Annotated in this window: 17 protein-coding genes; 3 read left to right on the plus strand and 14 right to left on the minus strand. The window is 69.9% G+C overall.

The genetic code is table 11. From position 1 onward, the window contains the following. Window positions 1–110: 110 nt before the first annotated feature. The 3 genes from OG520_RS09645 to OG520_RS09655 all read right to left on the minus strand — a co-directional run bounded on the left by OG520_RS09645 (window position 111) and on the right by OG520_RS09655 (window position 4,424). Window positions 111–803 carry a response regulator gene (locus OG520_RS09645; RefSeq protein ID WP_266431337.1) on the minus strand — a complete coding sequence of 231 codons (693 nt, stop codon included), beginning with the start codon at window positions 801–803 and terminating at the stop codon, window positions 111–113. Window positions 804–912: 109 nt separating this feature from the next. Further along, window positions 913–3,456 (minus strand): ATP-binding protein, encoded by a 2,544-nt coding sequence (locus OG520_RS09650; protein WP_399330497.1) that lies wholly within the window; start codon window positions 3,454–3,456, stop codon window positions 913–915. A gap of 203 nt (window positions 3,457–3,659) precedes the next feature. Continuing rightward, a complete protein-coding gene (locus OG520_RS09655; protein ID WP_406012902.1) occupies window positions 3,660–4,424 on the minus strand; it encodes an ABC transporter ATP-binding protein in 765 nt (254 codons plus the stop codon). 366 nt (window positions 4,425–4,790) lie between these two features. Here OG520_RS09655 and OG520_RS09660 point away from each other — a divergent pair, with 366 nt between their 5' ends. Then, on the plus strand, window positions 4,791–5,705 hold the full coding sequence (locus tag OG520_RS09660; RefSeq protein WP_399330493.1) for a M20/M25/M40 family metallo-hydrolase: 915 nt from the start codon (window positions 4,791–4,793) through the stop codon (window positions 5,703–5,705). Between the two features lie 22 nt (window positions 5,706–5,727). Continuing rightward, window positions 5,728–7,158 carry a M1 family metallopeptidase gene (locus tag OG520_RS09665; protein WP_406012903.1) on the plus strand — a complete coding sequence of 477 codons (1,431 nt, stop codon included), beginning with the start codon at window positions 5,728–5,730 and terminating at the stop codon, window positions 7,156–7,158. 64 nt (window positions 7,159–7,222) lie between these two features. Here OG520_RS09665 and OG520_RS09670 read toward each other — a convergent pair whose 3' ends face one another. The 7 genes from OG520_RS09670 to OG520_RS09700 form a co-directional block, all read right to left on the minus strand. Then, window positions 7,223–7,891, minus strand: a complete 669-nt coding sequence (locus OG520_RS09670; protein WP_406012904.1) for a potassium-transporting ATPase subunit C — start codon at window positions 7,889–7,891, stop codon at window positions 7,223–7,225. A gap of 23 nt (window positions 7,892–7,914) precedes the next feature. Further along, window positions 7,915–10,011, minus strand: coding sequence for a potassium-transporting ATPase subunit KdpB (gene kdpB, locus OG520_RS09675; RefSeq protein WP_406016451.1), 2,097 nt, complete (start codon window positions 10,009–10,011; stop codon window positions 7,915–7,917). 26 nt (window positions 10,012–10,037) lie between these two features. Then, a complete protein-coding gene (gene kdpA, locus OG520_RS09680; RefSeq protein ID WP_399330487.1) occupies window positions 10,038–11,702 on the minus strand; it encodes a potassium-transporting ATPase subunit KdpA in 1,665 nt (554 codons plus the stop codon). Between the two features lie 7 nt (window positions 11,703–11,709). Then, window positions 11,710–11,799, minus strand: coding sequence for a K(+)-transporting ATPase subunit F (gene kdpF / locus OG520_RS09685; protein ID WP_037701211.1), 90 nt, complete (start codon window positions 11,797–11,799; stop codon window positions 11,710–11,712). A 383-nt stretch (window positions 11,800–12,182) separates the two neighbouring features. Further along, window positions 12,183–12,956 (minus strand): DUF3710 domain-containing protein, encoded by a 774-nt coding sequence (locus tag OG520_RS09690; protein WP_266427830.1) that lies wholly within the window; start codon window positions 12,954–12,956, stop codon window positions 12,183–12,185. A 1-nt stretch (window position 12,957) separates the two neighbouring features. Further along, window positions 12,958–13,491 (minus strand): dUTP diphosphatase, encoded by a 534-nt coding sequence (gene dut, locus OG520_RS09695; RefSeq protein ID WP_266427826.1) that lies wholly within the window; start codon window positions 13,489–13,491, stop codon window positions 12,958–12,960. Beyond that, window positions 13,491–14,075 (minus strand): PaaI family thioesterase, encoded by a 585-nt coding sequence (locus OG520_RS09700; protein WP_385328633.1) that lies wholly within the window; start codon window positions 14,073–14,075, stop codon window positions 13,491–13,493. Before OG520_RS09700 ends, dut begins: the two co-directional genes overlap by 1 nt. 58 nt (window positions 14,076–14,133) lie before the next feature. On the opposite strand from OG520_RS09700, the gene OG520_RS09705 reads away from it, so the two are divergent. Continuing rightward, window positions 14,134–14,589, plus strand: a complete 456-nt coding sequence (locus OG520_RS09705) for a DUF3093 domain-containing protein (RefSeq protein ID WP_266427820.1) — start codon at window positions 14,134–14,136, stop codon at window positions 14,587–14,589. On the opposite strand, the gene OG520_RS09710 is transcribed toward OG520_RS09705, so the two are convergent. The 4 genes from OG520_RS09710 to OG520_RS09725 all read right to left on the minus strand — a co-directional run bounded on the left by OG520_RS09710 (window position 14,586) and on the right by OG520_RS09725 (window position 18,175). Then, a complete protein-coding gene (locus OG520_RS09710; protein ID WP_399330483.1) occupies window positions 14,586–15,572 on the minus strand; it encodes a hypothetical protein in 987 nt (328 codons plus the stop codon). The two genes, OG520_RS09705 and OG520_RS09710, sit on opposite strands and share 4 nt — an antisense overlap. A 12-nt stretch (window positions 15,573–15,584) precedes the next feature. Then, window positions 15,585–15,881: a DUF4193 domain-containing protein gene (locus OG520_RS09715; protein WP_003965732.1), complete on the minus strand. Its 297-nt coding sequence runs from the start codon at window positions 15,879–15,881 to the stop codon at window positions 15,585–15,587. Between the two features lie 404 nt (window positions 15,882–16,285). Further along, a complete protein-coding gene (locus tag OG520_RS09720; RefSeq protein WP_406012905.1) occupies window positions 16,286–17,515 on the minus strand; it encodes a sensor histidine kinase in 1,230 nt (409 codons plus the stop codon). Window positions 17,516–17,521: 6 nt separating this feature from the next. Continuing rightward, window positions 17,522–18,175 (minus strand): response regulator transcription factor, encoded by a 654-nt coding sequence (locus OG520_RS09725; protein WP_072485872.1) that lies wholly within the window; start codon window positions 18,173–18,175, stop codon window positions 17,522–17,524. Between the last annotated feature and the right edge of the window lie 119 nt (window positions 18,176–18,294).

The raw sequence follows: 18,294 nt of genomic DNA on the forward strand, positions 1-18,294 counted from the left end.
GTCCCGGCTGCTCCGGGCGGGTGTCCCCGGTCTCACTCGAACGGGTGACCGGGGTGCGTCACGGGAGAGGGCCCGGCGACCCGTCCGGCCTCGGGCCCGGTGACCTGTTCTCAGCCGCGCTCGAAGCGGTATCCCATGCCCGGCTCGGTCACGAAATGCCGGGGATGCGAGGGGTCGGCCTCCAGTTTGCGCCTCAGCTGGGCCATGTAGACCCGCAGATAGTTGGTCTCGGTTCCGTACGAGGGCCCCCAGACCTCCTGGAGCAGCTGCTTCTGGCTGACCAGCCGGCCGCTGTTGCGGACCAGGACCTCCAGCAGATGCCACTCGGTGGGCGTGAGGCGTACGTCGCGTCCCGCGCGGTGGACCTTCTTCGCCGCCAGGTCGACGGTGAACCCCTCGGTCTCGACGATCACGATGTCGTCGGAGCCGTGCTGCCCGACGGGTTCGGCGCGGCGGACCGAGGCGCGCAGCCGGGCCAGCAGCTCGTCCATGCCGAACGGCTTGGTGACGTAGTCGTCGGCTCCGGCGTCCAGGGCCTCCACCTTCTCGTCGGAGGTATGGCGGGCGGAGAGCACCAGGATCGGCACCCGGGTCCAGCCGCGCAGCCCCTTGATCACCTCGACGCCGTCCATGTCCGGCAGCCCGAGGTCGAGGACGACGACATCGGGGTGGCGGGCGGCGGCGAGCTGGAGGGCGGTCGCGCCGTCGGGCGCCGCGTCCACCTCGTACTTGCGCGCCTTCAGGTTGATCACGAGGGCGCGTACGATCTGCGGCTCGTCGTCGACCACAAGCACCCGGGTCATGGGGGCCCTGCCTTTCTGCTGTACGGCGATCTCCCGGGACGTACCGGTGATCATGAGGTGACCTGCGCGGTCATGGAGTGTCCCGCGTGGTCATGAGGTGTCCGCGCGGTCATGAGGTGACCCGCGCGGGCAGGTCGGGGCTGACCGGAACGTATCCCGAAGCCGCCTTGAGGGTCAGCACCATGGTGAGGCCGCCGCCGGGGGTGTCCTCGGCGTCCAGAGTGCCGCCCATGGACTCCACGAAACCGCGGGCCACGGCGAGCCCCAGGCCGACGCCCGCGCCGCGCGGGGCGTCGCCGTAGCGCTGGAAGGGCTCGAAGATGCGCTCCTTGGCGTCGTCGGGGACGCCGGGGCCGCGGTCGGCCACCCGTAGCTCGACGCGTTCGCCGAGCGCGCTGGCGGCCACGGTGACGCGTTCCGCGTAGCGGCTGTACTTCACGGCGTTCTCGACGATGTTGGCGACGGCCCGCTCCAGCAGCCCGGGGTCGACCGCGACCATCGGCAGGGTCTCGGGGATGTCCAGGTCGACGCTGTCCTCGGGGACACCGCCGAGCGCCATCGGGACCACCTCGTCGAGATCGATCTCGCGGATCAGCGGGGTGACGGTGCCCGTCTGGAGCCTGGACATGTCCAGGAGGTTGCCCACGAGGTGATCGAGGCGGTCGGCGCCGTTCTCGATGCCCTCCAGGAGTTCGGCCTGGTCCTCGTCGGACCAGGCGACGTCGTCGGAGCGCAGGGAGCTGACGGCGGCCTTGATGGCGGCGAGCGGGGTACGCAGATCGTGGCTGACGGCGGCGAGGAGCGCCGTCCTGATCCGGTTGCCCTCGGCGAGCCGCCGGGCCTCCTCCGCCTCGCCGACCAGGCGCTGCCGGTCCAGTACGACGGCCGCCTGGGCGGCGAACGCGCCGAGCACCCGGCGGTCCTCGGCGGGCAGCACCCGGCCGGAGAGCGCCAGCGCCATGTGGTCGCCGACGGGCATGTCCACATCGGCGTCCTCCGGCCGGGCCACCGGGCCCGGTCCGACGCTCCCGGCGCACGTCCACGGGTCGACGTCGCTCCTGCGCTCCAGGAGGGCGACGGATTCCATGCCGAAGGTCTCGCGGACCCGGTCGAGGAGCGCGTCCAGCGTCGTCTCGCCGCGCAGCACGCTGCCGGCCAGGAAGGAGAGGATCTCCGACTCGGCGCGCAGCCGGGCCGCCTGATGGGTGCGGCGGGCCGCCAGGTCGACGACCGAGGCGACCGAGACCGCCACCGCGAAGAAGATCACGATGGCGACGAAGTTCTCCGGGTCCTGGACGGTCAGGGTGTGGGTGGGCGGGGTGAACCAGTAGTTCAGCAGCATCGAGCCGACGGCGGCCGAGGCGAGGGCGGGCAGCAGTCCGCCGAGCAGCGCGGCGCCCACGGTCAGGAAGAGGAAGAGCAGGACGTCGTTGGCGAGTCCGGGGCCGCTGTCCAGTCCGGCCAGGAGCAGGGTGAGAAGGGCCGGGCCGCCGACCCCGACCAGCCAGCCCCAGATGATCCGGACCCGGCCGAGCCGGGCGCCGCGGGCGATGGGCAGACCGCGGCCCTTGGCGACCTCTTCGTGGGTGACGATGTGGACGTCGAGGTCGGGTCCGGACTCCCGGGCGACGGTGGCGCCCACGCCCGGCCCGTAGATGTACTGCCAGGCCTTGCGGCGGCTGGAACCGAGGACGATCTGCGTGGCGTTCACCCCACGGGCGAATTCGAGGAGCGCCGACGGTATGTCGTCGCCGATGACATGGTGGAACGTGCCGCCGAGGTCCTCCACGAGGGTGCGCTGGACGGTGAGTTCCTTGGGCGATGCGGAGGTCAGCCCGTCGCTGCGGGCGATGTAGACGGCGAGGATCTCGCTGCCCGACCCCTTGGCCGCCATCCGGGACGCGCGGCGGATGAGCGTACGGCCCTCGGGACCGCCGGTGAGGCCGACGACGATGCGTTCGCGGGCCTGCCAGGTGGTGCGGATGTTGTGTTCGCCGCGGTACTCCTGGAGATATTCGTCGACCCGGTCGGCGACCCAGAGGAGGGCCAGCTCGCGCAGGGCGGTCAGGTTGCCGGGGCGGAAGTAGTTGGACAGCGAGGCGTCGATCCGGTCCGGCTTGTAGATGTTGCCGTGGGCCATCCGGCGGCGCAGCGCCTGTGGCGACATGTCGACGAGTTCGAGCTGGTCGGCCCGGCGGACGACCTCGTCGGGGACGGTCTCGCGCTGTCGCACGCCGGTTATCGCCTCGACGACGTCACCGAGCGACTCCAGGTGCTGGATGTTGACGGTGGACACCACGTCGATGCCGGCCTGGAGGAGCTCTTCGACGTCCTGCCAGCGTTTGGCGTTGCGGGATCCCGGCACATTGGTGTGCGCCAGTTCGTCCACCAGGGCGACGGCGGGGGCACGCTCCAGGACCGCGTCGACGTCCATCTCGGTGAAGACGGCGGAGCGGTACTCGATCTCGCGGCGCCGGATCTGTTCCAGGCCGTGCAGCATGACCTCGGTGCGCGGCCGGTCGTGGTGCTCCACGAAGGCGACGACGCAGTCGGTGCCCCGCTCCACCCGTCGATGGGCCTCGGAGAGCATCGCGTACGTCTTGCCGACGCCGGGTGCCGCACCCAGGTAGATCCGAAGCTTGCCGCGTGCCATGGCCCCATTGTCTTCTCTTGAACCGGCTGCGTCCGATGCGGCAGCCGGTTCGAAGCTACCCCGCGCATTGTCGACAAATGGGACGGGGGGTGGGGTGAGGGACCGAATTGACAGGATTCTGACGCCCCGGACGAACCCCGGACGGATCGCGGGCGCCCTCCGCCGGATCGCGGGCGCCCTTCGGAGGCTCTCCCCCGTCCCTCCTACGCGTGCTCGACGATGTGTCCGTCGCTCAGTTCCAGCACCCGGTCCGCCAGCCCCAGCAGCTGTGCGTCGTGCGTGGCCACCAGCGCGGTGACGCCCTCGCTGCGCACCACTGCCCGCAGCAGCTCCATCACCGCGAGCCCGGTCTCCGCGTCCAGCTGCCCCGTCGGCTCGTCCGCGATCAGCAGCGCGGGCCGGTTGGCGAGTGCGCGGGCAATCGCGACTCGCTGCTGCTGGCCCCCGGAGAGCTCGCCGGGACGCTGGGCGGCGTGGTCGGCGAGGCCGACCAGGGAGAGCAGCAGCGCCACCCGGTCCTCGCGCTCGCGCGGGTCCGCCTTGCGCAGCCGCATGGGCACGCCGACGTTCTCCGCCGCGGTCAGGATCGGGATCAGGCCGAACGACTGGAAGATGAAGCCGATCCGGTCCCGGCGCAGTTCCAGGAGCCCGTCCTCGCCGAGCTCGGCGAGGTCCGTGCCGTCGACGGTGATCCGGCCGCCGTCGGGGCTGTCGAGCCCGCCGAGCAGGTTGAGGAGGGTGGTCTTGCCCGAGCCCGAGCGCCCCTTGAGCGCGACGAGCTCGCCGCGCGGCACCTCGAAGGACACCCCGCGCAGCGCGTGCACCGCTCCGGCGCCGGAGCCGGAGCCGGAGCCGTACGAGCGGTGCAGGTCCTCGACCCGGACCATCGGCCCGCCGGCCGGTTGCTCGGCGACTGCGGTACCGCCCCGCCCGGTGGTGTCCGCTCGTCCGGTGCTGTCGTCACTCATGCCACTCCCCCGCGTTCGCCTGTCCCGTACATGATGCTCCCCCGCGTGCCGGCGCCGGCCGCCCGGATCCGGGGCACGCCGAGGGCACCGGCCGCCAGTATGTGCGCCGGGCACACGGCCGGGCAACGGCCGAAGTCCATTGCCCGGCCGGACGATTCCTTCTGACGATTCCTTCGCCCCGACCGACGATCCCTTCACCCCGACCGGACGATGTCCATTCGGGCCGGACGATTCCTTCCCGGACGGATCCTTCATCGAAGGGCAACGGCTTCCCGACAACTTCCTGACATCGACTGATCAGCCTGGCCGACGTCAGCCGGTTCGCCGGTCCACCGGGGCGAGTGCCCCGTCCTCGAAGGCATGCGTATGACGATACGAAGGACCCTTCCCGGGCTCGCCGTCGGAGCCCTCGTGATGTCCCTCTCCCTGGCCCTGTCCGCCGGCCCCGCCACGACCGCGGTCGCGGAAGCCCGGGTCCCCGCCGCCCCCACCGTCTCCGAGCAGCAGGTGATGCCCCACCTGCGTGCCCTCCAGCGCATCGCGGACCGCAACGGCGGCAACCGCGCGCACGGCACGAAGGGGTACGCGCAGTCCGTGGCGTACGTGAAGAGCGCCCTGGACCGGGCGGGCTTCCGTACCCGGCTGGTCCCCTTCACCCACGACGGCGCCACCGGCAACAACCTGATCGCCGACTGGCCGGGCGGCGACCCGGACCATGTGCTGCTGACCGGCGCCCACCTCGACAGCGTGAAGGAGGGCCCGGGAATCAACGACAACGGCTCGGGTTCGGCCGCGGTCCTGGCCACCGCCCTCCAGGTGGCCGAGTCCGGTCTGAAGCCCGAACGGCATCTGCGGTTCGCGTGGTGGGGCGCGGAGGAGCAGGGGCTGATCGGCTCGGAGAGCTACGTCAGCAAGCTCTCGGGGGCCGACCGGCGCAGGATCGACGTCTACCTCAACTTCGACCAGGCGGGCAGCAGGAACACCCGTCAGTGGCTCGTGGTCCACGACGACGAGCACGGCGAGACCGAGGCCCAGCAGGCGTTCGAGGCGTGGTTCGCCGAACGGTCCATCCCCACCTTCGACATCGGCGTCGGCGGTTCGGACCACGAGTCGTTCGGAAACGCCGGCATCCCGTCGTCCGGCTTCAGCACCGGCATCTCTGACTGCATCCACGAGGCGTGCGACAACCTCGCCAACGTGGATCCGAAGACGGAGACGACCAGCACCGACGCCATCGTCGGGGTGCTGTGGAAGCTCGCCGCCACCGCGCCCCGGCACTGACCCCCACCCCCAGGAACGAGACATGTACAGACTCCTGAACCGACGCCGCAGGACCGTTGCCGCCCTGGTGGCCGCGGTCGTGAGCGGTTCCGTGCTGGCCACCGTCCCCGCCTCGGCCGCCATCGGCGGCCCCGGTCTCGGCGACCCGTACTTCCCCGACGACGGCAATTCCGGCTACGACGTCTCCCACTACGACGTCCGCATCTCCTACGACCCGGCGCACACCGACCGCCTCGACGGCGACACCACCGTCACCGCCCGCGCCCTGACCGGCCTGGACCGGTTCAGCCTGGACCTCAAGGGCTTCACCGTGGCATCGGTGAAGGTGAACGGCGCCCCGGCGAAGGCGTTCTCCCGGGCCGGCGCCCATGAGCTGGTCATCACCCCGGCCCGCCCGGTGGCGAAGGGCACGACGTTCGAGGTCCGGGTGGAGTACGCGGGCCGGCCCGACCCCGAGGGCTGGCACACCCTGGAGACCGGCGGCGCGAACGTGGCGGGCGAACCGCACTCCGCGACCTCCTGGTACCCCGCCAACGACCACCCGTCCGACAAGGCCACCTTCGCCCTCACCGCGACGGTCCCCGACGGCTGGACGGCCATCGGCAACGGCCTGCCCGGCCCCGAGAGCGTCAAGGACGGCCGAAGGACCTTCCGCTGGAACGAGGACAGTCCGATGGCCACATACCTCAGCACGGTCGCCATCGACCGGTTCACCGTCCACCGCGGCCGGACGGCCGCCGGAACGCCGGTCATCACGGCGTACAGCCCGGACGCCGTCATCGACCCCGAGGCGGAGGCCCAGCAGACGGAGATCCTGGACTTCCTGACCGCGAGGTTCGGCCCGTATCCCTTCTCCTCCGCGGGCGCCATCGTCGTCGGGGCCTCGAAGGAGCCCAACGACGGCCCACTCGCCCTGGAGACGCAGAGCCGCCCCACCTACGGCTCCATGCTCTTCGACGCCTCGATGGTCCATGAGAACACCCACCAGTGGTTCGGTGACAGCGTCTCGTTCAAGGACTGGCGGGACGGCTGCGTCGCCGAGTGCTTCGCCCAGTACGCGGGGCAGTTGTGGGAGGAGCACAAGGGCGCCGACCTGGACCAGGACTACTACCGGTCCGAGGTGGAGGAGTACAGGAACGATCCGTCGTTCTGGTCCGTCAAGCTCTACGACCCGGGACCGGGCAAGGAACTGGACGCGGCTCTGTACTTCAAGGGCTCGCTGATGCTGCACGCCCTGCGCCGCACGGTGGGCGACGAGGCGTTCTTCCGGACGCTCCGGACCTGGACCCGCGACCACGCCTACGGCAATGCCTCGTTCCGGCAGTTCGAGGCGCTGGCGGCGAAGGTCTCGGGCAAGGACCTCAAGGGCTTCTTCGCGGCGTGGGTGGACGGCACGGTGCTCCCGCCGCAGAAGTACCTCTACCCGGGCACCCTGGGCACACCGGCCCGGTGAACAGGTGAGAGGTGCGGGGGCCGGCCGAGGTGGCCGGCCCCCGCACCTCGCTGTTCGGGCTTCCTCAGACCCCGTTCACCAACTGCTTCAGGGCGATGTTGAGCTGGAGGACGTTGACCCTCGGCTCGCCGACGAAGCCGAGGATCCGGCCGTCCGTGTGCTGTTCGACGAGCTTCTCCACCCGGTCGACGGCGAGGTGGTTCCGCTCGGCCACCCGGCGCACCTGGAGCTCTGCGTACGCCGGGGAGATGGCCGGGTCGAGGCCGGAGCCGGAGGAGGTGACGGCGTCGGCCGGCACGTCCGAGGGGCTGACCGGGTGGCCGGGGACGGAGTTGTCCTTGACCACGGCGGCCTTGGCGGCGGTGACCCAGGCGATCAGTTCCTTGTTGTCGCCGGAGCGGTTGGTCGCGCCGGAGAGGATCAGCTTGTACTGGGCGTTGACGCTGTTGGCGCCCAGGCCGTTGGAGGGGCGCGGCTGGAACCACTTGAGGTCCGGGGCCGCGGTCTCCTGTCCCTTCTTCAGCGGCAGGTCGTAGCGCTGGCCGATGAGTTCGGAACCGACGACCTTGCCGTTCGCGGTGATCTCGGAGCCGTTGGCCTTGTCGGGGAAGATGCCCTGGGCGACGCCCGTGACGGCGAGCGGGTAGAGCACGCCGCAGACGACGGTGAGGACGAGCAGGGCACGCAGCCCGGCCCAGAGCAACCGGGCGGTGTTTCCTACGGAGTTGTTCATGGCAGGTCAGCCGATTCCTAGATTCAGTTCAGCCCGGGTACGAGGGAGATGACCATGTCGATGATCTTGATGCCGATGAACGGGGCGACCAGACCGCCGAGTCCGTAGATCCCGAGGTTGCGCCGGAGCATCGAGTCGGCGCTGCTGGGCCGGTAGCGCACGCCCTTCAGGGCGAGCGGCACCAGCGCGATGATGATCAGCGCGTTGAAGATCACGGCCGACAGGATCGCGGACTGGGGCGAGGACAGCTGCATGATGTTCAGCTTGTCCAGGCCGGGATAGACCACGGCGAACATCGCGGGGATGATCGCGAAGTACTTCGCGACGTCGTTGGCGATCGAGAACGTCGTCAGCGCACCGCGGGTGATGAGCAGCTGCTTGCCGATCTCGACGATCTCGATCAGCTTGGTGGGGTTGGAGTCCAGGTCCACCATGTTCCCGGCCTCCTTGGCGGCCGAGGTGCCGGTGTTCATGGCCACGCCGACATCCGCCTGGGCCAGCGCCGGCGCGTCGTTGGTGCCGTCGCCGGTCATCGCGACGAGCTTGCCGCCCGCCTGCTCCCGCTTGATGAGGGCCATCTTGTCCTCGGGCGTGGCCTCGGCCAGGAAGTCGTCCACCCCTGCCTCCTCGGCGATGGCGCGCGCGGTCAGCGGGTTGTCCCCGGTGATCATGACCGTCTTGATGCCCATGCGGCGCAGCTCGTCGAACCGCTCGCGCATGCCCTCCTTGACGACGTCCTTCAGGTGGATGACACCGAGGACCCGGGCGCCGTGCGCGTCCTCCAGGGCCACCAGCAGCGGTGTGCCGCCCGCCCCGGAGATCGTGTCGGTGAGCTTCTGCGCGTCCTGCGAGACGGTGCCGCCGCGCTCCTTGACCCAGGCGACGACCGAACCGGTGGCGCCCTTGCGGACCTTGCGTCCGTCCACGTCGACGCCGGACATGCGGGTCTGGGCGGTGAACGCCACCCACTCGGCGCCGGACAGTTCGCCCTGGTGTCGTTCGCGCAGCCCGTACTTCTCCTTGGCGAGCACGACGATCGAGCGGCCCTCGGGAGTCTCGTCGGCCAGTGAGGAGAGCTGGGCCGCGTCCGCCAGTTCGGCCTCGGTCGTGCCCTTCACGGGGACGAACTCGGCGGCCTGCCGGTTGCCGAGCGTGATGGTGCCGGTCTTGTCGAGCAGCAGGGTCGACACGTCTCCGGCGGCCTCGACGGCCCGCCCCGACATGGCGAGCACATTGCGCTGGACGAGGCGGTCCATGCCGGCGATGCCGATGGCGGAGAGCAGCGCGCCGATGGTCGTCGGGATCAGGCAGACCAGCAGGGCGGTCAGCACGATCATCGACTGCTTCTGCCCGGCGTAGATCGCGAAGGGCTGGAGGGTGACCACGGCGAGCAGGAAGACGATCGTGAGGGACGCGAGGAGGATGTTCAGCGCGATCTCGTTGGGCGTCTTCTGCCGGGCGGCGCCCTCGACCAGGGCGATCATCCGGTCGATGAAGGTCTCACCGGGCTTGGTGGTGATCTTGACGACGATGCGGTCGGAGAGCACCTTCGTGCCCCCGGTGACGGCACTCCGGTCACCGCCGGACTCCCGGATGACCGGGGCGGACTCGCCCGTGATCGCGGACTCGTCGACGCTCGCGACGCCCTCGACGACATCGCCGTCGCCGGGGATGATGTCACCGGCCTCGCAGACCACCAGATCACCGATGCGCAGCTCGGTGCCGGGCACCAGCTCCTCGCTCCCGCCGGTCAGCCGCCGGGCGACGGTGTCGGTCTTGGCCTTGCGCAGCGTGTCGGCCTGCGCCTTGCCGCGTCCCTCGGCGACCGCCTCCGCCAGGTTGGCGAAGATCGTGGTCAGCCACAGCCAGGCCGTGATCGCCCAGCCGAACCACTCGCCCGGGTCCAGGCACGCCAGCACGGTCGTGAACACCGAACCGATCAGCACCACGAACATCACCGGGGACTTGACCATCACCCGGGGGTCGAGCTTGCGTATCGCGTCGGGGAAGGACCGGATCAGCTGTGCGGGGTCGAACAGGCCCCCGCCGACACGTCCTTCGCTCTGGTGACCCGTGGGCGCGTCCTGGTGCGGTGCCCGGGTGGGGGTGACAGTGGACATCGAGTCCTCTTGCTCCGTACGAGTGGTCATGACGCCAGCCCCTCGGCCAACGGTCCCAGCGCCAGGGCCGGGAAGTAGGTCAGCCCGGTGATGATCAGGATCGTGCCGACCAGCAGTCCGCTGAACAGCGGCTTGTGCGTGCCCAGGGTGCCCACGGTCGCCGGTACGGGCTTCTGCTCGGCGAGCGAGCCGGCCAGCGCGAGGACGAACACCATGGGCAGGAACCGGCCGAGCAGCATCGCGAGACCGATCGTGGTGTTGAACCACTGCGTGTCCGCGTTGAGCCCGGCGAACGCCGAACCGTTGTTGTTCGCACCCGAGGTGTAGGCGTAGAGGATCTCGGAGAATCCGTGTGCGCCGGTGTTGGTCATCGAGTGGGGCGGGGTGGGCAGCGCCATCGCCGCGGCGGTGAAGCAGAGCACCAGCGCCGGGGTGATCAGGATGTAGCAGGCCGCGAGCTTGATCTCACGGGTGCCGATCTTCTTGCCGAGGTACTCCGGGGTGCGGCCGACCATCAGTCCGGCGATGAACACCGCGATGATCGCCATGACGAGCATGCCGTAGAGGCCGGACCCCACACCTCCGGGCGCGATCTCGCCGAGCTGCATGCCCAGCATTGTGATGCCCCCGCCGAAGCCCGTGTACGAGGAGTGGAAGGAGTTCACCGCACCGGTGGAGGTGAGCGTCGTGGCCACCGCGAAGATCGACGAGCCGGCGATCCCGAACCGGGTCTCCTTGCCCTCCATCGACCCGCCCGCGATGTCGAACGCGGGCCCGTGGTGGGCGAATTCGGTCCACATCATCAGGGTGGTGAAGCCCAGCCAGATGACGCCCATCGTCGCGAGGATCGCGTAACCCTGCTTGAGCGAGCCGACCATCCGGCCGAACGTCCGCGTCAGCGCGAACGGAATCACCAGGATCAGGAAGATCTCAAGAAGGTTGGACAGCCCGTTGGGGTTCTCGAACGGGTGGGACGAGTTGGCGTTGAAGTAACCGCCACCGTTCGTGCCCAGCTCCTTGATGGCCTCCTGGGAGGCCACGGCGCCACCGTTCCACTGCTGCGAACCGCCCATGAACTGCCCGACCTCATGGATGCCGGCGAAGTTCTGGATCGCGCCGCAGGCCACGAGCAACAGCGCGCCGACCACGGCGATCGGCAGCAGGATCCGTACGGTGCCGCGCACCAGGTCGGACCAGAAGTTGCCCAGCTCACCGGTGCGGGAGCGGGCGAAGCCCCGTACGAGGGCCACCGCCACGGCCATGCCGACGGCCGCCGAGACGAAGTTCTGCACCGCGAGGCCGCCGGTCTGCACGACGTGGCCCATGGCCTGTTCGCCGTAGTACGACTGCCAGTTGGTGTTGGCGACGAACGACGCCGCCGTGTTGAACGCCTGGTCCGGATCGATCGAGGCGAAACCGAGCGAACCGGGCAGCGCGCCCTGCAGCCGCTGCAGCAGATAGAGGAAGAGGACGCTCACCGCGGAGAAGGCGAGCACCCCACGCAGATACGCGGGCCAGCGCATCTCCGTGTTCGGATCGGCGCCGACGGCTTTGTACATCCACTTCTCGACGCGCAGGTGCTTCGTCGAGGAGTAGACGCCGGCCATGTAGTCACCGAGCGGTCGGTACGCCAGCCCCAGCGCCACGACGAGCGCGAGAACCTGGAGCACACCAGCGAGGACGGGGCTCATATCGGGCTCAGAACCTCTCCGGGTACAGAAGGGCGAGGACGAGGTAGCCCAGCAGGGCGACGGCCACGATCAGGCCGACGATGTTCTCGGCAGTCACAGCTTCGCCACCCCCTTGGCGACGAGAGCCACCAACGCGAACACCGCGATCGTGGTGACGACGAAGGCCACATCGGCCATCGTGTGCTCCTAGATGAGGTACGGATTCTCGGACCTCTTGAGCAAACCCCTCGCCATGGGCGTCCTGGCCTGCGTTGATGGCTTCCTTACGGGGAACGGCGGGCCCTTGACGGCGCACATACGTGCCCTATACGCGCCCCATACGCGCCCCTTTTACGCGCTGTCCGAAACTCGCCTTGCGGTACCGGTCCGGAGCCCTCCTGGAACCCACTCCGGACGCACAACGGCCGGTGGGCCGTACCCCCTCGACATGGGGATACGGCCCACCGGCCGAAGCTGTGCCGGGCGGCTGCCCGTGCCCGCTCAGCGCACCTCGGTGATCTCGGGTCCACGCTGGAGCTGGCCCATGCCACCGGAGAACTTCGAGCTCTCCTGGCTCTCCTGCTGGACGCCCTCGGGCACCATCTGGGCATCGTTGGGCAGCTTGAGGACGATCGGGTCGCGCGGAGCCATCGGGCCCTCGCCACGGACGACCACGGTGTCCCGGAAGATCGTCTCCAGCAGCCCGGCGGCCTCCGGCTGCACGGCACCCTGGCCGGAGATCACTCCGCGCAGGAACCAGCGCGGCCCGTCGACGCCGACGAAGCGCACCAGCTGTACGCCGTTCGTCCCGTCCGGGAGCTGTACGGGGACCTGGGCACGCAGCTCCCAGCCCAGCGGGCCCTCGACCTCGTCGATGATCCCGCCCTGCTGGGTGATGCCGGAGGCGATCTCCTCGCGGACCTCGCCCCAGATGCCTTCCTTCTTGGGCGCTGCGAAGGCCTGCAGCTGGATGGCGCTGTCGCGCAGCACCACGGTCGCGGCGACGATCGCGTCACCGGCCACCTCGACACGCAGCTCCATGCCCTCGACGCCGGGCACGAAGACACCGCCCAGGTCGACCCGGCCCTCGCCGGGCTGGGAGACCTCGGAGACGTCCCACGGCCCGTCCGGGCGCGGCGCCGGCGGGAGGTTCACCCGACGCGAGCCGCTGTCGGCACCGTCGGTGTCATCGAGCTCGTCGACGACCTGCTCGGCCTCGCGCGCTTCGTCCGCCACGTCCTCGGCGGAACCACTCTTCTTGCGACGTCCGAACACGTCACTGTCCTTCCCGGTCGGGTACGACCGAAGCGTAGCTGTTCCCGCCCTGGGTAATCCCGCCCCTGACGCCATCAACATCACCGGAAGCATGCCCTCCGGTGGATCCGAAGCCTCCCTCGCCGCGGGCCGAGCCGGGCAGCTCGGCCACCTCGTGGAAGCGCACCTTCTCGACCTGTTGGACGACCAGTTGGGCAATCCGGTCGAACCGCTCGAACCGCACGGGCTCACGCGGGTCGAGATTGATGACGATCACCTTGATCTCTCCACGGTACCCGGCATCAACCGTCCCCGGGGCATTCACCAGGGCGACTCCGCAGCGTGCGGCGAGACCGGAGCGCGGGTGCACGAACGCGGCGTATCCGTCGGGCAGCGCGATCGACACCCCGGTGGGCAGCACCGCCCGCTCGCCCGGGGCGAGCTCGACGGCCTCGGTGGTCACCAGATCGGCACCGGCGTCGCCCGGGTGCCCATAGGCCGGAATCGGCACGTCCGGGTCGACCCGGCGGATCAGTACGTCCACGGGCCGGCCCATCAGGGGTTCACCTCGAAGGCACGGGCCCGCCTGGCCTGGTCCGGGTCGGCCATCGCCGCCCGGATCTCGGCCGGACGGCCGTTCTCGATGAAGTGCTCGACCTTGACCTCGATGAAGAGGGCCTCGGCCCGGACCGCCACGGGCCCGTCCGGGCCGCCGATCCGGCCGGTGGCCCGGGAGTAGATCTTCCGGCCGTGCACCGCGGTGATCTCGGCGTCGAGGTGCAGCACGGTGTCCACCGGCACCGGACGCACGAAGTCGGTCTCCAGCCGTCCGGTCACGGCGATCACCCGCAGGAGCCAGTTCAGCGAGCCGAGCGTCTCGTCCAGCGCGGTGGTCAGAATGCCGCCGTGCGCCAGACCCGGGGCGCCCTGGTGGGCGGCCTTCACCGTGAACTCGGCGGTGACGCCGACGCCGTCACCGGCCCGCGCCTGGAGGTGCAGCCCGTGCTGCTGTCCTCCGCCGCAGCCGAAACAGTGTTCGTAGTGCGCGCCGAGGAGTTCGCCGGGGGCCGGGGCTTCGGGGTGCCGGACCGGTTTCACCGCGTCGGCCGGGGGCTTCAGAGCCGCAGATGTTCCACTCACAGGCGCAGACCTTACCCGCGCGGCTACCCGCGGGTCGCGCCGTGCCAAGCTTGGGTTCATGCAGCCTTCCACCCCGCCTTTCGACGAACGACTGACCGCACCCCGTTCGTGGTGGCTCATCGCCCTCCTGGTCGGCATCGCCTGCGCACTGATGCTGCTGCCGCTCGGCACCCTGCCCCTGCTGGCCGGCCTGGCGGGCGGCACGGCCCTGTCCGCGGTCGCGGTGAGCTCCTACGGCTCGGCCAGGATCCGGGTCGTGGCGGGCGCCCTGGTCGCCGGCGACGCGCGGATTCCGGTGACGGCACTCGGCGAGGCCGAGGTGCTGGACGAGGAGGAGGCGCGCGCGTGGCGCTCCTACAAGGCGGACACCCGCGCGTTCATGCTGCTGCGCAGCTACATCCCGACGGCCGTCCGGGTGGAGGTCACCGACCCGCAGGACCCGACTCCGTACGTCTATCTGTCGACGCGCGAGCCGCAGGCCCTGGTGGCGGCGCTCGCCGCCGTACGCGTCTAGGTTTCCTCCGCGCCGGCCTGATCCGAACGAAAGCCCCCTGGGCCCGGCAGGCCCTTGCGGGGGCCCACCTGCCGCTCCAGTGGGGGCAGCTCGGGGAGCCTGTCCCAGGGGATCTGGCGCTTGCGCAGGTCCTTCCTGACCCGTTCGGCGAGCTTTCTGGTGTCGCGCCGGTTCATCATCGCGCCGACGGCGGCGCCGACCATGAACGGGATCAGATTCGGCAGATCGCGCGCCATGCGCTTCATGATCTGCTGGCGCAGCTCGCGCTTCATCTGGCCGCCCAGCGCGGCGTTGACCGTCGTGGGGTGGGCGACGTCGATTCCGCGCTCCTCCGTCCAGGACGTGAGGTAGGCGGTGGAACGCTGACCGAGCCCGCCCGGCGGGCGGAGCCCGTAGACCTCGTGCAGCTCGGCGACGAGTTTCATCTCGATCGCGGCCACACCGGTGATCTCCGCCGCCAGCTCGGCGAGCATGGCGGGCGGTACGGGCATCATCGCCGCCGCGCCGATACCGGCGCCGACGGTGGCGGTGCCCTTGCTCGCACCTGCGATGAGCTTGTCGGCGAGCTCCTCCGGGCCGAGGCCGGGGAACTGCTTGCGCAGGGTGGCGAGATCGCGCACAGGGACGCGGGGAGCGTTCTCGATGATCAGGTCGGCGATATGACCGATCGCTGCCTTGGCGCTCACCCCGCCCTTGCGTACGCCCCGTTTCACTGAACTCAGACGGCCTGCCCCGGTCACGGGCTCCGTCCTGTCGACCTGTCCGGCCCCATCGGCCGTGTCGACTCCTTCAACTGCCGCGGCCACTGCTTCGAGCGAGGCCGGCCGGCCCCGCTCGTCGTCCCGCTCACCCGGGGAGGGCGGCAGGGCGGACCGCTCGGCAGGCGCTGCTACGCCTTCTGCCGGGCCTGTACCGCCCTGATACGCCTCCGACGACCTCTTGCGCCGCAAGCGTCGCTTCCGGAACGGTGTGTCGCCTGCCACGGTCGGCGCGACCTAGTCGCAGTCGCGGCAGATCGGCTGGCCGTTCTTCTCGCGTGCCAGCTGGCTCCTGTGGTGCACGAGGAAGCAGCTCATGCATGTGAACTCGTCGGCCTGCTTGGGCAGGACCCTGACGGCCAGCTCCTCGTTGGACAGGTCTGCGCCGGGCAGCTCCAGTCCTTCGGCCGCGTCGAATTCGTCGACGTCGACGGCGGACGCCGTCTTGTCGCTCCGGCGAGCCTTGAGTTCTTCGAGGCTGTCCTGGTCGACGTCGTCATCGGTCTTGCGTGGGGTGTCGTAATCCGTTGCCATGTCGCTCTCCCCCTCTGGGTGTCTGCGGTGTCTCAGCGCACGTAACGCGTGAGAGGCCGGACTTGTGCCCGACCCGAGGCGGAGATTTTGCCTCACATCAAGGTCTGTTACTCAATCGACACCCAATAGGACCGCTCGGGAGCGGCCGGCTTGGGTGGCGATGGGGACCGTACACGGTCCCGGTGTCGCGCTTCACGGGCGCCACCCCGTGTACTTCCCGTGATATCGGGCCCCGAAAACCCCGACTTTTGCGGGTTTTCCGGTGGCACCGCTGATCACGGAGCGTTGACGGTCGGAAATTCGCTTCTGTGATCGATCACACACGGACGATCCGGGCGCACGTCCCGAAAATTCCGCTCAAAGCGAACAAACTAATTCGTGCACGGATCGCTCCGTCCGGCCTCTCAGACCGGAAGTGAGACGCGCATCACGAGACCACCGCCTTCACGGGGCTCCGCGATGATACGGCCGCCGTGGGCGCGCGCCACGGACCGCGCGATCGACAGGCCGAGCCCGACCCCCTTGTCACTGCCCGTTCGCTCCGTACGCAGCCGTCTGAAGGGCTCGAAGAGGTTGTCGATCTCGTACGCGGGCACCACGGGCCCGGTGTTCGAGACCACCAGCAGGGCCTGGCCGCCCTGCAGCTCGGTGGTGACCTCCACCCAGCCCTCCTCGGGAACGTTGTACCGCACGGCGTTCTGTACGAGGTTCAGCGCGATCCGCTCCAGCAGGACGCCGTTGCCCTGGACGACGGCCGGGGCCCGCTCGCCGCGGATCGCCACACCGCGCTCCTCGGCCTCGCCGCGCGTCTGGTCGATCGCGCGCGAGGCGACCTCCGCGAGGTCGACCGGTTTGCGCTCGACGATCTGGTTGTCGCTGCGGGCCAGCAGCAGCAGGCCCTCGACCAGCTGCTCACTGCGCTCGTTGGTGGCCAGCAGGGTCTTGCCGAGCTGCTTCAGCTCCGGCGGGGCCTGGGGATCGGAGAGATGGACCTCCAGCAGCGTGCGGTTGATGGCGAGCGGCGTGCGCAGCTCGTGCGACGCGTTGCCGACGAACCGCTGCTGGGCGGTGAAGGCCCGCTCCAGGCGGTCGAGCATCTCGTCGAAGGTGTCGGCGAGCTCCTTCAGCTCGTCGTCCGGGCCGTCCAGCTCGATCCGGCGGGACAGGTCGGTTCCGGCCACCCGGCGGGCGGTGCGGGTGATCCGGCCCAGCGGCGAGAGCACGCGCCCGGCCATCGCGTAGCCGAAGGCGAAGGCGATGACGCTCAGGCCCACCAGGGCCAGCAGCGACCGGTTGAGGAGCGTGTCGAGCGCCTGCTGCCGCTGGTGGTTGACGCAGGAGTTCATCGCCGCGTTGAAGGACTCCGGCGACGCCTTCTCGGGCAGGTTGCAGACATTACTGGTGACCTGCCCGTTGACGATCTTGAACGGAAGCTCGCTGCCCACGTGCAGGGCCTGCGCGGCCAGCATGTAGATGATCGACAGCAGCAGGATGCCGGCGATCAGGAACATGCCGCCGTAGAGCAGCGTGAGCCGTATCCGGATGGTCGGGCGCAGCCAGTAGGGGGGCTCCTGCTGTTTGGGCTCCCAGGTGGGCTTCGGGGGCGCCGTCGGCGGCGCGGGGACGGTGGGCATCGGCCGTCAGATCCGGTAGCCGGAACCGGGCACGGTGACGATCACCGGCGGCTCGCCGAGTTTCCGCCGCAACGTCATCACGGTCACCCGAACGACGTTGGTGAACGGGTCGGTGTTCTCGTCCCAGGCCTTCTCCAGCAGCTGCTCGGCCGAGACGACCGCGCCCTCGCTGCGCATCAGGACCTCCAGCACGGCGAACTCCTTCGGCGCGAGCTGGACCTCCGTCTCGCCCCGGAAGACCTCGCGCCGGTTGGGGTCGAGCTTGATGCCGGCCCGCTCCAGGACGGGCGGCAGGGCCACCGTCGTACGCCGGCCGAGCGCCCGCACCCGCGCGGTGAGCTCGCTGAACGCGAACGGCTTGGGCAGATAGTCGTCGGCACCCAGCTCCAGGCCCTCGACCCGGTCGCTGACGTCACCGGACGCGGTGAGCATGAGCACCCGGGTGGGCATGCCCAGCTCGACGATCCGGCGGCAGACGTCGTCGCCGTGCACCAGGGGGAGGTCCCGGTCCAGCACCACGACGTCGTAGTCGTTGACCTCGATGCGCTCCAGGGCCGCCGCACCGTCGTACACGACATCGACAGCCATGGCCTCCCGGCGCAATCCGGTGGCCACCGCATCGGCGAGCAGTTGCTCGTCCTCCACGACGAGTACGCGCACGGCGCTGTCCTTCCTTAGATACTTCAGAACGTCTCGAAGTGCCCACGGTCCGTGATCCGGACACCCGTCGGCACTGGTCTGTGCGGCTCCATCCTGCCCGCAACGCGCATAAACCGGCG

This window comes from Streptomyces sp. NBC_00984, from assembly GCF_045162475.1.
Classification (GTDB): Bacteria; Actinomycetota; Actinomycetes; order Streptomycetales; family Streptomycetaceae; genus Streptomyces.

Excerpts from the sequence above, each read along its gene's own strand:
- OG520_RS09645 (WP_266431337.1), bottom strand. The coding sequence starts at position 803 with ATGACCCGGGTGCTTGTGGTCGACGACGAGCCGCAGATCGTACGCGCC.
- OG520_RS09655 (WP_406012902.1), bottom strand. The coding sequence starts at position 4,424 with ATGAGTGACGACAGCACCGGACGAGCGGACACCACCGGGCGGGGCGGT.
- dut (WP_266427826.1), bottom strand. The coding sequence starts at position 13,491 with ATGGGCCGGCCCGTGGACGTACTGATCCGCCGGGTCGACCCGGACGTG.
- OG520_RS09720 (WP_406012905.1), bottom strand. The coding sequence starts at position 17,515 with ATGCCCACCGTCCCCGCGCCGCCGACGGCGCCCCCGAAGCCCACCTGG.
- kdpB (WP_406016451.1), bottom strand. The coding sequence starts at position 10,011 with ATGTCCACTGTCACCCCCACCCGGGCACCGCACCAGGACGCGCCCACG.
- kdpA (WP_399330487.1), bottom strand. The coding sequence starts at position 11,702 with ATGAGCCCCGTCCTCGCTGGTGTGCTCCAGGTTCTCGCGCTCGTCGTG.
- OG520_RS09705 (WP_266427820.1), top strand. The coding sequence starts at position 14,134 with ATGCAGCCTTCCACCCCGCCTTTCGACGAACGACTGACCGCACCCCGT.
- OG520_RS09665 (WP_406012903.1), top strand. The coding sequence starts at position 5,728 with ATGTACAGACTCCTGAACCGACGCCGCAGGACCGTTGCCGCCCTGGTG.
- OG520_RS09715 (WP_003965732.1), bottom strand. The coding sequence starts at position 15,881 with ATGGCAACGGATTACGACACCCCACGCAAGACCGATGACGACGTCGAC.
- OG520_RS09650 (WP_399330497.1), bottom strand. The coding sequence starts at position 3,456 with ATGGCACGCGGCAAGCTTCGGATCTACCTGGGTGCGGCACCCGGCGTC.
- OG520_RS09660 (WP_399330493.1), top strand. The coding sequence starts at position 4,791 with ATGACGATACGAAGGACCCTTCCCGGGCTCGCCGTCGGAGCCCTCGTG.
- OG520_RS09670 (WP_406012904.1), bottom strand. The coding sequence starts at position 7,891 with ATGAACAACTCCGTAGGAAACACCGCCCGGTTGCTCTGGGCCGGGCTG.